Origin of the sequence: Nocardia niwae NBRC 108934 = DSM 45340, from assembly GCF_001613465.1 — a bacterium.
In the GTDB taxonomy this organism is placed as follows: domain Bacteria; phylum Actinomycetota; class Actinomycetes; order Mycobacteriales; family Mycobacteriaceae; genus Nocardia; species Nocardia niwae.
The window spans coordinates 111,786-125,483 of the sequence record NZ_BDCK01000041.1 but is presented as its reverse complement, the minus strand read 5'-3'; the positions used below and the strand labels follow the sequence as shown (position 1 = coordinate 125,483).

Here is a 13,698-nt window from a genome sequence, read left to right as displayed (position 1 = left end):
TCCGGGACGAAACAGAGGGTGCCGAGTACTGATCCGAAGTGCCGGGATTGCGGCGTCGGCGCTGCCGTTTCCACCGGTATTCGCCACGCCTGGCGATCGACCGGGGCACGCCGGTCGCGGACGGCGTGCCTAGGATCGCAGGCATGCCCGTCTCCACCACCGCCGCCACGGCCGCCGGGTTGTGCGCGTTCATCGATGCGTCTCCGTCGCCGTTCCACGTCTGCCGCACGGTCGCCGCGGAATTGGAGGAGCGGGGGTTCACCCGGCTCGCCGAGTCGCAGACCTGGCCTGCGGACGGCTCGGGCAGGCACTACGTGGTTCGCGGAGGATCGCTGGTCGCCTGGGCGGCCGGGGACAGCGCGGGCGCGACCCCGTTCCGCGTGGTCGGCGCGCACACCGACAGTCCGAATCTGCGCGTCAAGCAGCATCCCGACCTGACCTCGGCGGGCTGGCAACTGGTCGGGCTGGAGCCGTACGGCGGCGCGTGGCTGAACTCGTGGCTGGATCGTGAGCTCGGCGTGTCGGGACGGCTCAGCGTGCGCGACGGAAACGCGGTGCGCGAGCACCTGGTTCGCATCGATGAGCCGATCCTGCGGGTGCCGCAGCTGGCCATCCATCTGTCCGAGGACCGCAGGGGCGTCACGCTGGACCCGCAGCGGCATGTCAACGCGGTGTGGGGCGCGGGGTACGAGGCGGCCGCGTTCATCGATTTCGTGGCCGATCGGGTCGAGGTCGATCCCGGCGACGTGCTCGGCTGGGAGCTGATGACCCACGACCTGACGCCGAGCAGGCTGATCGGACGGGACCAGGACCTGGTCAGCGCGCCGCGCCTGGACAACCAGGGCACCTGCTTCGCGGGCCTGCGGGCTTTCCTCGCCGCGATCGACGAGCCGGGCGCGGCGATCCCGGTGCTGGCCATGTTCGACCACGAGGAGGTCGGCAGTCAGTCCGACCGGGGCGCGCAGTCGGATCTGCTGCCCGCCGTGCTGGAACGCATCGTGCTCGCGCGTGGCGGCGGCCGCGCCGATTACCTTGCCGCGCTGGCGGGCTCGGTGTGCGCGTCGGGTGACATGGCGCACGCGACCCACCCCAACTATCCGGAGCGGCACGAACCCGCGCACCGGATCGAGGTGAACGGCGGGCCGGTGCTGAAGGTCAACCAGAACCTGCGTTACGCCACCGACGCCACCGGCGCGGGCGCGTTCGCGCTGGCCTGCGCCCAGGCCGCGGTCCCGTTGCAGCGCTACGTGCATCGGGCCGACCTGCCCTGCGGCTCCACGATCGGTCCGATGACCGCGGCGCGCACCGGCATGCCGACCGTCGACGTGGGCGCGCCGCAGCTGGCGATGCATTCGGCGCGTGAGCTGATGGGCGCGTTCGACGTCCCGGCCTACGCCGCGGCGCTGGCCGCCTTCCTCACGCCCGAGACCACCGGGCGGTAGGTGAACACCGCGACGACGAACACGGCGAAAGTAACCAGGACGTAGGTGCTTCCGATGATCTGCTGCCACCAGGCCCAGTGCAGCTCGCGGTCGCGCGAATGCGGCAGCAACCAGTGCGGGCCGATCAGGAACAGCACGGATGCCGCCGCGACCAGGCCGATCATCCGCGGTCCGCGCTTGCTGCGCACCATGAGATCGGCCGTGACCACCAGCGCGGGCGCGATCCACACCCAGTGATGCGACCAGGACACCGGCGAGACCAGCAGCACCGCCGCGGCGTTCACCAGCAGCGCCGCCACGGTCGCGCCGGCCTCGATCAACCTGCGCATCCATACCGCTGCGAGCCCGACGGCCAGCACCGACAGGGTGATCCACACCAGGGTGGCCGCCGTGTCGTCGATGCCCAAGCGGAACGCCGTACCTTTGATGGACTGATTGCCCGCGAAGTACGGCGGCCCGATCCGGCCGGTGTCGGCGAGGGTGTGGAACCAGTAGTCCATGGAATCGCCGGGGAACAAGAGGAATCCGAGACCGACCGCCGCTATCGCGGAGACGACCAGCGTACCCGCGGCCTTCCAGTCCTTGCGCAGCACGAAGTACAGCAGGTAACCGGCCGGGATCAACTTCACCGACACCGCGATGCCGATCAGCATGCCGCGCGGCCAGAACGGCTTGCGCACCAAGCAGTCCAGTGCGATCGCGGCCATCAGCACCAGGTTGATCTGGCCGAAGCCGAAGGTCTGGCGGATCGGTTCGAAGTAACTCGCCACCGCCACCGCGCCGATGACCAGGGTCAGCACGGCCGGCCGGGACAACTCGGGACGCAGGCGCGCCAGCACCAGCCACAGCGAGATGCCCAGGCTCACCACGGAGGTGACCACCACCAGCACCTCGGCGGCCACCAGCGGCATCAGTGCCAGCGGCGCGAAGAACAACGCGGCCAACGGCGGGTAGGTGAACGGCAGCCCGATCCCTTCGACCGGCGGCATCGGGCCGTACAGGTCGCCGCCGTCCAACCAGACCCGGGCGCCGTTGCGGTAGACCTGGAGGTCGATGTAGCCGTGCCACCAGTGCGCCACCAGCGAGACCAGCGCCGACACCGCGAACAGCGCGATAGCAGCAATCAGCCAGCGCACTTGCGGCGAGCGCGGGTTCGGCGACGCGTCACCGGGTGCGGTTCCCGATCCCCCGCTGCTGACCGGCGCGGCGTCCGAGGTGACCGATCTCTCACCCGGATTCGCGATCCCCGATCCTTCGTTCACGGGCTCAGAGTAGCCGGTGGGTATGGCCCGTACCCACTGCCTCTAGACTTACACCTAGGCATCTCGCCGCCGCCCAGTGACAAAGCTAGTCGCTTCGCTGAGCTCGCCCACCCCGCCGGCTCCGCCGGCTTGCCGACCCCCATGCCCGGCCGAAAGGACCCTGGTACTCCGTGACTCCGCAGGTCGACACCGTCAGCGCAGCCGCAGCAAACCCCGACGTGGCGCAACCCTACAAAGAACTCGGCCTCAAAGACGACGAGTACGCCCGCATCAAGGAGATCCTCGGTCGCAGGCCGACGGACGCCGAGCTGGCGATGTACTCCGTGATGTGGAGCGAACACTGCTCCTACAAGTCCTCCAAGGTGCACCTGCGCTACTTCGGCCAGACCACCACCGACGAGATGCGTGCGTCCATGCTCGCGGGCATCGGGGAGAACGCGGGCGTCGTCGACGTGGGCGACGGCTGGGCGGTCACCTTCAAGGTGGAAAGCCACAACCATCCCTCCTATGTCGAGCCGTACCAGGGCGCGGCCACCGGCGTCGGCGGCATCGTGCGCGACATCATGGCGATGGGCGCGCGCCCGATCGCGGTGATGGACCAGCTGCGCTTCGGCGCGGCCGACGCGGCCGACACCCGCCGGGTGGTGGACGGCGTCGTGCGCGGCGTCGGCGGGTACGGCAACTCGCTCGGCCTGCCGAATGTCGGCGGCGAGACCGTGTTCGATGCCTCCTACCAAGGCAACCCGCTGGTGAACGCGCTGTGCGCGGGCGTGATGCGGGTCGAGGACCTGCACCTGGCCTTCGCGTCCGGCACCGGCAACAAGATCGTGCTGTTCGGCGCGCGCACCGGCCTCGACGGCATCGGCGGCGTCTCGGTGCTGGCCTCGGACACCTTCTCCGGTGACGAGTCCGGCTCCGGCCGCAAGAAGCTGCCCTCTGTGCAGGTCGGCGACCCCTTCACCGAGAAGGTGCTCATCGAGTGCTGTCTCGAGCTGTACGCGGCGAAGCTGGTGGTCGGCATCCAGGACCTCGGCGGCGCCGGATTGTCCTGCGCCACTTCCGAGCTCGCGGCGGCCGGGGACGGCGGCATGCACATCGAACTGGACAAGGTGCCGCTGCGCGCGGCCGGTATGACCCCGGCCGAGGTGCTCTCCAGCGAATCGCAGGAGCGCATGTGCGCGGTCGTCACGCCCGAGAACGTGGACGCGTTCATGGCCGTGTGCCGCAAGTGGGACGTGCTGGCCACGGTGATCGGCGAGGTCACCGACGGTGACCGGCTGGTGGTGACCTGGCACGGCGAGACCGTGGTCGACGTGCCGCCGCGCACCGTCGCGCACGAGGGCCCGGTCTACGAGCGTCCGGTCGCCCGCCCCGAGGAGCAGGACGCGCTGGTCGCCGACACCCCGGACCGGCTGACCCGGCCGCGCAACGCCGACGAACTGCGCGCCACGCTGCTGCGGATGATCTCCAGCCCGCAGCTGTGCAGCCGCAAGTGGATCACCGAGCAGTACGACCGCTACGTGCGCGGCAACACCGTGCTCGCCGACCAGGCCGACGCGGGTGTCATCCGGATCGACGAGCAGACCGGCCGCGGCATCGCGCTGTCCACCGACGCGTCCGGCCGCTACACGAAGCTGGACCCCTACGCCGGTGCGCAGCTGGCGCTGGCCGAGGCCTATCGCAACGTGGCCACCACCGGCGCGACGCCGAAGGCGGTCACCAACTGCCTGAACTTCGGCTCGCCGGAAGATCCCGGGGTGATGTGGCAGTTCCAGCAGGCGGTGCGCGGGCTGGCGGACGGGTGCGTGGCGCTCGGTATCCCGGTCACCGGCGGCAATGTCAGCTTCTACAACCAGACCGGCCAGACCGCGATCCTGCCGACCCCGGTGGTCGGCGTGCTGGGCGTGATCGATGACGTGCACCGCCGCATTCCGACCGGCGTGGGCCTGGAACCGGGCGAGACGTTGATCCTGCTCGGTGAGACACGCGACGAGTTCGGCGGGTCCATCTGGTCCCAGGTGGCGCACGACCATCTCGGCGGCGTCCCGCCGAAGGTCGATTTCGCCCGCGAGCAGTTGCTCGCCGAGGTGCTCACCGCCGGTTCGCGCGACGGCATGATCAGCGCCGCGCACGACCTCTCGGAGGGCGGTCTCGCCCAGGCCGTCGTCGAAGCCGCGCTCGCCGGGGAGACCGGCTGCCGCATCCTGCTGCCCGAGGGCGCGGACCCGTTCGTCACGCTGTTCTCCGAGTCGGCGGGCCGCGTGCTGGTCGCCGTTCCCCGCTCGGAGGAGACCAGGTTCACCCGCATGTGCACCGCGCGCGAACTGCCGTGGGTGCGCATCGGCGTGGTCGACCAGGGTTCGGATTCGGTCGAGGTGCAGGGCCAGTTCTCGATCACCATGGACGAGTTGCGCGCCGCGCACGAAGGCACGCTGCCCAAGCTGTTCGGCGCGGGCGTCGTCTGACGACAACGCCCACCTGGGCGGGCCTGGACCCCTCGTTGCCGGGCCCGCCCAGGTGCGCGTGTTCAGGCGACGGAATTGAACGGATCGTGCTCGGCGAGCAGCTTCTCCATCCGCGCCTGATCGATGCGACCGTGTATGGTCGCCGCCTCGTGCTGGTCGCGGATCACCTTCGCGAGCGTAAAGGTGCTGGTGACCAGGAAGAGCATGGACATCCCGAGGAATCCGCGCTGCCACACGTCCAACGGCAGCGCGCAGATCCCGATGCCGATTCCGACGAAGCTGATGCCGAACGCGATCGCGGCCTGGGCGACGTAAGCGGCGGTGGCCTTCTGCCGTGCGGTCGTTGTGCTCATGGACAAAAGTTTCCGGACGGCGCGGCCTCGGCACCCGCGTACAACTACTCGAGCGTCGTGGGTAGTTGCCATTCGCGAAAAAGCGTTCGTCTACGGGACTCTCGGCCGCGGACGGTGTGATCGGTGTCCGGTGCGATCGCGTCGCGGCGGGCGACGCGCCGGGCCGTCGGTGGCGACCGCCATACTGATCGAATGCTGGAGACCGCCGGGACCATGCGAAAGCTGCGCACGCGCGCGGTCGCGATGACCCGGCGCGCCGAGGACGTCATCGATCTGAATTACGTCGGCTTGGTGGTGGCGACGGTGTTCTTCGCCTTGTCGGTGACGCCGTCGCTGCTGCCGCGCGACTGGCTGTTCCAAGGGTTGATCAGCGGGATCAATGCCGCCATCGGCTACGGCGCGGGCTGTTTGCTGGAATGGCTGTTCCGGTTGTGGGTGCGGCCGCGATTGAAGATTTCGCCGCCGCCCACGTGGGCGCGTTACGCGGTCAAGTCCGCCGTGCTGCTCACCGCCGCGCTGAGTGCCGCGCTGATGCTGGTGCAGTCGGCGCGGTGGCAGCGCGAGATCACGGCGTTGATGGGCATGGAAGGCACGACCACCCCCGCCTATCTGCGCACCGGTCTGCTCAGCCTGGCGGTCGGTGCGGCGGCGGTCGCGGTCTACCGCACGCTGCGCGAGATCATCCTGTTCCTCGCACGCGTGCTCAATCGGTGGGTACGAGTGCCGCGGGAACTCGCGCCCGCGGCCGGGTTCCTGGTGCTGGTGGTGCTGGCGGTGACCATCTTCAACGGTGTCGCCACCCAGGCGTTCTTCGCGGTGGCGAACTCGGCCTTCAGCGTGCGCAACGACCACACCTCGGTGAACGCCGTCCAGCCGCAGCAGCCCGAGCGCTCCGGCAGTCCGGCCTCGCTGGCGAAATGGGAGACCTTGGGGTTCGAGGGGCGCTGGTTCGTCTCGCACGGCCCCACGGCGAGCCGCATCGCGTCGGTGACCGGCCGTCCGGCCAAGGAACCTATCCGCGCCTACGTCGGCCTGGAATCGGTCGAAGGCGATCAGGTACCGGCCGAGTTGGCGGTGGCGGAGCTGGAGCGCACCGGAGCGTTCGACCGCAAGGCGCTCGTGGTGGTCACCACCACCGGCACTGGATGGGTGAACTCCCTGGCCGCGGGGGCGATCGAGTACATGTACGACGGCGACACGGCGATCGTCGCCACGCAGTACTCGTACCTGCCGAGCGTGCTGTCGTTCCTGGCCGACCGCAATAAGGCCGCCGCGGCGGGCCGGGACGTGTTCGACGCGGTGTACGAGCACTGGACCGCGCGGCCGCCGGAGGTACGGCCCAAACTGCTGGTGTACGGGGAGAGCCTGGGTTCGCAGGGATCCGAGGCGGCGTTCGACGGCCTGGCCGACCTGCGAGCCAAGGTCGACGGCGCGCTGTGGGTCGGCCCGCCCAACTCCAACCGGCTGTGGCAGCAGTTCGTCGCCCGCCGCGATCCGGGCTCCCGGGAGGTCGAGCCGCTGTACGCGGACGGGCTGGTGGTCCGGTTCGCCACCGACAGCGCCGATCTGGCGCGGCCTTCGTCGGAGTGGCGGCCCCCGCGCATCGCGTATCTGCAGCACGCGTCCGACCCGATCGTCTGGTGGTCGCCGGACCTGATCTTCTCGCGACCGGATTGGCTGTCGGAGCCGCGCGGCTCGGACGTCTCCTCCCAGATGCGCTGGTGGCCGTTCGTCACGTTCTGGCAGGTGGCCGCGGATCTCACTAACGCGCAAGGCGTCACCGACGGGCACGGCCACCGCTACGGCAGCCTGGTGCTGGACGGCTGGGCGGCGATCGCCGCGCCGCCGGACTGGACCGCCGAACGCTCGGAACGGATCCGGGCCGTGGTCGAGGCCGCCGAAGACTACGAGCGGGAGACCAAGTGAGTTCTGGCTCGGCCGGGAGATCTGTTGTCGCCGTGTCTGTTCCGCTCGCCTGGAGCAACGCGATCCTGCCCCGCCTCGGTCTCGGCATACGCGGAAGAACCGCCGTCAATGCCGGTTTCGCCACCACCTACGCGCTCGCGTTGCGCGCCGACCCGGGCCGTTGGTCGGTGCGTGGCGTTCGCTGCGGGCTGCTCGCCGCCTCGGCGGTCACGGCCGGATACGCAGTGGCCCTTGCTGTTCCGTCGCTGCGGTGGCGGTTGGCCGAACTCGCCGACCGCGGGCCCGATGTGTCGACCACGGAGTGGGCGGCGGTGCACATCCCGCTGGGGACCGTCTACAGCGAGGAACTCGTTTTTCGCGGCACGCTGGATCCGTTGCTCGACCACGTCTTCGGACCGCGAGCAGGCGCGTTGTTCGGCGCGGCGGTCTTCGGACTCTGGCACATCGCGCCCGCGCGGACCGTGGGTGACAGTGTTCCCGCCACCGTGGCCGTGACCACGGCGGGCGGCCTCGTCTTCGGGCTGCTGCGCCGCCGCACCGGGGGCACCGTCGCCCCGGCGCTGCTACACCTCGTCATGAACGCGGGCGGGGCAATCGCTCCGCGGCTGGCCCGCAGCCGCGAGGCGTCCTCGCGCGCATTCCGGATGGCGCGGGGCCTCGGGACGACTGTGGATGAATTCGTGACCCCGGCCGGAAGATACGGGCAACCGCGCGGGGCCGGCGGACCGGGGAAGTAGGGTCGGGAAGGTGGCACGAGGGACGGTCGACCCCGCGCAGGCGCGGGCAGCGGTGGCGGCGGTGAGCGAGTGGCTACGCGACCCGGCGGCCGATCCGCCCGCACGTGCGGAACTCGGCGCAGCGGTGCGGACCACGGCGCGCTCGCTGGCGGTCTCCGCGCCCGGGCACTCGGTGGAACTGCGGGTGCCGCCGTTCGTCGCGGTGCAGTGCGTCGAAGGTCCGCGGCACACCAGAGGCACCCCGCCGAACGTCGTCGAGACCGACCCGCGCACGTGGCTGCTCTTGGCCACCGGCCTGCTCGAGTTCGACGACGCCCTCGACTCCGGCGCGGTCAGCGCCTCGGGCACCCGCGCGGCCGAGATCGCCCACTGGCTCCCGATCGTCCGGGTCGCCGCCTGATACCGCGCGCGTACTCGGGCGGGGGTCACGCCCGGACGATGTTGCGGCGTTCCAGCCCCTTGCGGTCGTAGAAGCGGGTCACCGCCGCGCCGAAGGCCAGCCCGATCGTCAGGCCGAGGACCGCCATCCACACACCGCGGGTGAGTCCGGCCTCGAAATTCGCGTCGAAGTACAGGATCGATCGCACCCCGAGGAACACCTGGTGCATGGGCTCGAAGGAGGCGAGCCAGCCGAAATATCGCGGCGTCGCCTCGATCGGCACCGTGCCGCCGGAGGACGGCAAACCCAGGATGACGAACAGGATCAGATTCACCAGCAGGCCCGCCGAGCCGATCGCCGCCAGCATGGACAGCCCGGTCACGCCGACGGCGGTCATGGCGAGCGCGCTGTAGAGGTACAGGGCGAGCGGATTGCCGATCGGCATGTCCAGCAACTCGCCGACGACCAGGAACACCACGGCGACGATGTTCGCAGCCAGCACGAACACGCCCCACTTGATCAGCAGCGTCTTGAACCGCGAGATCGGCGTCGGCGGGTAGTGCACGTACCACGGGCCGTACTCGGTGGGCACGAAGCCGAGCTGCGCGTCGATCATGGTGTGGATCACCATCGCGCCGACCACACCGGCCAGCAGCAGCAACAAGGCGTAGAAGAACGCCGTCAGCCCTTGGCCGCTGCCGTGCGGCAGCGGGTGGTACTGCTGCGTGACCACCTCGATCGGCGAGGCCAGCGCCACCTTGGTGGCGCCGGTCAGCTCCGGCGCGGGCGGACCGCCGGGCCGCGGCGCGAGCTGCGCGGTGACCTGGTCGAGCAACTGCTTGCCGACCTGCTTGTTCACCTCGGTGAGCGCTTCGTTCCCGACCCGAAGCACGATCTGGGTGCCGAACGCGCCGGTGCGCGGGTTCGTTTGCACGGTGATGATCGGCCGCGGGATGTCGCCCGGTATGACACTGCCCACACCCAGATTGCCGAGCCGCTTGCTGAAATCGCTCGGGATGACGATCGCGCCGTAGACCTGCCCGGACTGCATCTGCCGCTCGGACTCGTTGATGCTGATCACGCGCAGGTCGACCTTGTCCGAGGGCACCCCGTCGGCCAGTGCGCGGGTGATCTGGTCGCCGAAATTCACCTTCTGCGCGCTGTCTCCGCTGCCGAGTGTGTCACCCACATCCTGATTGACCAGGGCGATCGGGAAGTCGTGCAGATTCTTCTCCGGATCGACGACGTAATCGAGGTACATGATGCCCAGCAGGGCGGTGAGCAGGCTCAGCACGGCGAGGGGAAAGAGCACCATCCGAGGCCATGGCCTGCGCCCGGCGGCCGCACCCGACTCCGTCGTGCTCGCGTCGTCCGTAGTCGTCACGGTGCGCACCGTAACAGCTGTCCGGTCCGCGTCGGTCCCGCTTTCGCCGACCCCGGATTGCTGCCCGGATGCGGCGGCGGTGCGAAGGCAGGGCTGTCCACCCGTAGAATGAAATCTGCCCCCAGCCCGCCCGAACAGGGAGCAAACGGTGACCAACGCCGAACTGCCGGTCCAGAGCATTTCCGCCACCTCCTGTCCCGCCCCGGACGTCGACGAGAACGAGCCGCGCGAGGAGTGTGGAGTCTTCGGAGTCTGGGCGCCGAGCGAAGAAGTGGCGAAACTCACTTACTACGGTCTCTATGCTCTGCAACACCGCGGGCAGGAGGCGGCGGGCATCGCGGTATCGGACGGCTCACAGATCCTCGTCTTCAAGGACCTGGGTCTGGTCAGCCAGGTGTTCGACGAGCAGACGCTGGCGGCCATGCCGGGTCACATCGCGGTCGGCCACTGCCGCTACTCCACCACGGGCGGGGTGACCTGGGAGAACGCCCAGCCCATCTTCCGCACCACCGCGGTCGGTTCCGGAGTTGCCCTTGGCCACAACGGCAACCTGGTGAACACTGCCGAATTGGCCGGTCGCGCACGCGAACTCGGGCTGCTCGGCGCCTCCGTCCGCGGCGGGCGCCCGCAACCCGCGGCGGCGACCTCCGACTCCGACGTGGTCACCGCGCTGCTCGCGCACGCCTCGGCCGACTCCAGCATCGAGCAGGCCGCGATGGAACTGCTGCCCACCTTGAAGGGCGCGTTCTGCCTGACGTTCATGGACGAGCACACCCTCTACGCCGCGCGCGACCCGCACGGCGTGCGCCCGCTGTGCCTGGGCAGGCTGGAGCGTGGCTGGGTCGTTGCCAGTGAGACCGCCGCGCTGGACATCGTGGGCGCCGCGTTCGTCCGCGAGATCGAACCCGGCGAACTGCTGGCGATCGACGCCGACGGCGTGCGCTCGATGCGCTTCGCCAACCCCGAGCCCAAGGGCTGTGTCTTCGAGTACGTCTACCTGGCCAGGCCGGACAGCGCCATCGCGGGCCGGTCGGTGCACGCCACCCGCGTGGAGATCGGCCGGCGCCTGGCGAAGGAGCACCCGGTCGACGCCGACCTGGTGATCCCCGTCCCCGAATCCGGCACCCCGGCCGCCGTCGGCTATGCGCAGGGGTCGGGCGTGCCCTACGGCCAGGGCCTGATGAAGAACGCCTATGTCGGGCGCACGTTCATCCAGCCCAGCCAGACCATCCGGCAGCTGGGCATCCGGCTCAAGCTCAATCCGCTGCGCGAGGTCATCCGGGGCAAGCGCCTCATCGTCGTGGACGACTCGATCGTGCGCGGCAACACCCAGCGCGCACTGATCCGGATGCTGCGCGAGGCGGGCGCGGTGGAGATCCACGTGCGGATCGCTTCGCCGCCGGTGAAGTGGCCGTGCTTCTACGGCATCGACTTCGCCTCGCGTGCGGAGCTGATCGCCAACGGCGCGGGAACCGAAGGCGACGTCGCGGACATGGTCGAAGGCGTGCGCCGCTCGATCGGCGCCGACACCCTCGGCTACATCTCGCTCGACGGCATGGTCGCGGCGACCGAACAGCCGCGTTCGCGGCTGTGCTGCGCGTGCTTCGACGGCAACTACCCGATCCCGCTGCCCACCGAGGCCGCCATCGGAAAGAACGTGCTCGAGGGCATGCTCACCGGCCAGTCCGAGGCCGCGCTGCTGAGCGACAACGCGAACGCGAGCGCGCTCAGCCGTCCGTGAGCGGTTCGCCGCTCGCCTTGTGATCACCTGCGCCGGTGGGTTGCCCGCTCCGGGCGCCCGCCGGATTACCCGTCACCACGGCGCGTGATGGTTTCGCCGGAAGCGTTCATGGGTACCGTTATGCACTGTCGCGCAGCGTGATCTGGCGTGCTCGAGACACCACGCCCCTCGCTCCCCGGCAATTCTGGACGTACGACCGGTATTTCCCGGCGGTCGTAGGCGCTGCGCATAATGCCTGCTGACGGCCTCGCGAATTTTCTTCGAAAACGTAACGTGCCGAAAATGCTTCGTAGGTACGGTGCCGATCAGATCGGAAGTTCACCCGTGTCCGCACCGGGCCTGCGATCCAAGGGAACGCGGTGCGGCGCTCGAGAAGTGGGGCCGTGATGAGGAATTCGAGGTTGGGGCGACGCAGCGGGACGCGAGCCATCGCGGCCGTCGGATTGGTGGCGTTGGCGGCGTCGGTGCTGGCGGGTTGCGGCTCGGGACGAACCGGCGAGGACGGCGGCGGCTTGGTAGCCGGCACCACCGACAAGATCTTCTCGCTCGATCCGGCGGCCGCCTACGACAACGGGTCGCTGGTGGCCGAGACACAGATCTACCAGTACCTGCTCAACTTCGCGCCCGGCAACGCGACGCCTCAGCCGGATGCCGCGCAGAAATGCGAGTTCACCGCGCCCACCGTGTACACCTGCACGTTGAAGGACGGCCTGAAGTTCGCCAACGGCAACCCGCTGACCGCGACCAGCGTGAAGTTCTCCTTCGACCGGATGCTGCGGATCAACGACCCGAACGGCCCGGCGTCACTGCTCGGCAACCTGGAGAAGACCGACGTGGTGGACGCGCGCACCGTCGCGTTCACGTTGAAGGTGGCCGACGACCAGACCTTCCCCGCGATCCTGCCCACTCAGGCGGGCCCGATCGTCGACGAGAAGGTGTACGCGCCGGACAAGGTCCTGCCGGACGAGGACGTGGTGAAGGGCAAGGGCTACTCCGGCCCGTACACCATCGCCAGTTACGACAAGAACAAGCTGGTCGAGTACAAGGCGTTCGCCGATTATCACGGCGTCCTCGGGACACCGAAGACCGAGAACGTGTCGACGAAGTACTACGCCACCACCGACAACATGAAACTCGACCTGCAGAACGGCTCGCTCGACGTCGGATATCGGTCGTTCACGCCCACCGACATCGAGTCGCTGCGCGGGGACAGCAAGGTCACCGTGCACGAGGGCCCCGGCGGCGAACTGCGCTACATCGTGTTCAACCTGAACACCATGCCGGGCGGCACGCCCGCGCAGAAACTGGCCGTGCGCAAGGCCGTCGCCTCCACCGTCGACCGGGCCGCGCTGGCCGACGGCGTCTACAAGAAGACGTATCTGCCCGCCTATTCGTCCGTGCCACAGGGCGTGCCGGGCGCGGCGGAGCCGTTCAAGGACATCTACGGCGCCCAGCCCAACAAGGACCAGGCGGCGAAGTTCCTGGCCGAGGCCGGAGTGCCGACGCCGGTCCAGCTGAATCTCCAGTACAACCCCGACCACTACGGTTCCAGCAGCTCCGAGGAGTACGCGGCGATAAAGTCGCAGCTGGAGGCCACCGGCTTGTTCCGGGTCGACCTGCAATCCACCGAGTGGGTGACCTATCAGCGGGAACGCGCCCGTGACGGGTATCCGCTCTTCCAGTTCGGCTGGTTCCCCGACTTCCCGGACCCGGACAACTACCTGTCTCCGTTCTTCGGCCCGAACAACTTCCTGCAGTCGCATTTCGAGGACCCGGGCATCTCCGCACAGCTGATCGCCCAGGCGACCCAGCCCGACAAGGACAAGCGTCTCGCCCAGATCCAGCAGGTGCAGCGTGATCTCGCGCAGAACTTCCTGCCGATCGTTCCGCTGCTGTCCGGCAAGCAGATCGCGGTCTCGGCCGCCGGAGTGCGAGGCGTGGAACAGACGCTCGACGCGTCGTTCAAGTTCCGCTACACGGTGCTGAGCAAGTGAGTTCCGGCGACCCAG

At 69.2% G+C, this 13,698-nt stretch carries 10 protein-coding genes; 7 read left to right on the top strand and 3 right to left on the bottom strand.

All coding sequences use genetic code 11. The annotated features are described in order from the left end of the window. The first annotated feature begins 143 nt into the window (after window positions 1-143). Complete coding sequence (locus tag NNI01S_RS27340) at window positions 144-1,442, top strand: M18 family aminopeptidase (RefSeq protein WP_063023320.1); 1,299 nt, start codon at window positions 144-146, stop codon at window positions 1,440-1,442. On the opposite strand, the gene NNI01S_RS27335 is transcribed toward NNI01S_RS27340, so the two are convergent. Continuing rightward, the gene (locus NNI01S_RS27335) at window positions 1,391-2,704 is read right to left on the bottom strand and encodes a glycosyltransferase 87 family protein (RefSeq protein WP_084489348.1); all 1,314 of its coding nucleotides are present in this window, start codon (window positions 2,702-2,704) and stop codon (window positions 1,391-1,393) included. The genes NNI01S_RS27340 and NNI01S_RS27335 overlap by 52 nt on opposite strands. 170 nt (window positions 2,705-2,874) lie before the next feature. Between NNI01S_RS27335 and purL the strand changes: the two genes are divergently transcribed. Further along, window positions 2,875-5,169 (top strand): phosphoribosylformylglycinamidine synthase subunit PurL, encoded by a 2,295-nt coding sequence (purL, locus tag NNI01S_RS27330; protein WP_063023318.1) that lies wholly within the window; start codon window positions 2,875-2,877, stop codon window positions 5,167-5,169. 62 nt (window positions 5,170-5,231) lie between these two features. Here purL and NNI01S_RS27325 read toward each other — a convergent pair whose 3' ends face one another. Next, the gene (locus NNI01S_RS27325) at window positions 5,232-5,522 is read right to left on the bottom strand and encodes a YiaA/YiaB family inner membrane protein (RefSeq protein WP_063023316.1); all 291 of its coding nucleotides are present in this window, start codon (window positions 5,520-5,522) and stop codon (window positions 5,232-5,234) included. A 192-nt stretch (window positions 5,523-5,714) separates the two neighbouring features. On the opposite strand from NNI01S_RS27325, the gene NNI01S_RS27320 reads away from it, so the two are divergent. The 3 genes from NNI01S_RS27320 to NNI01S_RS27310 are packed head-to-tail and all read left to right on the top strand — an operon-like array spanning window position 5,715 to window position 8,585. Next, the gene (locus NNI01S_RS27320) at window positions 5,715-7,448 is read left to right on the top strand and encodes an alpha/beta hydrolase (protein ID WP_063023314.1); all 1,734 of its coding nucleotides are present in this window, start codon (window positions 5,715-5,717) and stop codon (window positions 7,446-7,448) included. A gap of 32 nt (window positions 7,449-7,480) precedes the next feature. Continuing rightward, window positions 7,481-8,185 carry a CPBP family intramembrane glutamic endopeptidase gene (locus tag NNI01S_RS27315; RefSeq protein ID WP_063917687.1) on the top strand — a complete coding sequence of 235 codons (705 nt, stop codon included), beginning with the start codon at window positions 7,481-7,483 and terminating at the stop codon, window positions 8,183-8,185. Window positions 8,186-8,195: 10 nt separating this feature from the next. Then, the gene (locus tag NNI01S_RS27310; RefSeq protein WP_063023312.1) at window positions 8,196-8,585 is read left to right on the top strand and encodes a sterol carrier family protein; all 390 of its coding nucleotides are present in this window, start codon (window positions 8,196-8,198) and stop codon (window positions 8,583-8,585) included. A gap of 25 nt (window positions 8,586-8,610) precedes the next feature. On the opposite strand, the gene NNI01S_RS27305 is transcribed toward NNI01S_RS27310, so the two are convergent. Beyond that, complete coding sequence (locus NNI01S_RS27305) at window positions 8,611-9,879, bottom strand: YhgE/Pip domain-containing protein (protein ID WP_063023310.1); 1,269 nt, start codon at window positions 9,877-9,879, stop codon at window positions 8,611-8,613. A gap of 217 nt (window positions 9,880-10,096) precedes the next feature. On the opposite strand from NNI01S_RS27305, the gene purF reads away from it, so the two are divergent. After that, on the top strand, window positions 10,097-11,689 hold the full coding sequence (gene purF / locus NNI01S_RS27300) for an amidophosphoribosyltransferase (protein WP_063023308.1): 1,593 nt from the start codon (window positions 10,097-10,099) through the stop codon (window positions 11,687-11,689). Between the two features lie 428 nt (window positions 11,690-12,117). Further along, window positions 12,118-13,683, top strand: a complete 1,566-nt coding sequence (locus tag NNI01S_RS27295) for an ABC transporter substrate-binding protein (RefSeq protein WP_439956150.1) — start codon at window positions 12,118-12,120, stop codon at window positions 13,681-13,683. The last annotated feature ends 15 nt before the right edge of the window (window positions 13,684-13,698 follow it).

Coding starts and splice junctions, on each gene's coding strand:
- NNI01S_RS27305 (WP_063023310.1), bottom strand. CDS start 9,879: ATGGTGCTCTTTCCCCTCGCCGTGCTGAGCCTGCTCACCGCCCTGCTG.
- NNI01S_RS27320 (WP_063023314.1), top strand. CDS start 5,715: ATGCTGGAGACCGCCGGGACCATGCGAAAGCTGCGCACGCGCGCGGTC.
- NNI01S_RS27325 (WP_063023316.1), bottom strand. CDS start 5,522: ATGAGCACAACGACCGCACGGCAGAAGGCCACCGCCGCTTACGTCGCC.
- NNI01S_RS27340 (WP_063023320.1), top strand. CDS start 144: ATGCCCGTCTCCACCACCGCCGCCACGGCCGCCGGGTTGTGCGCGTTC.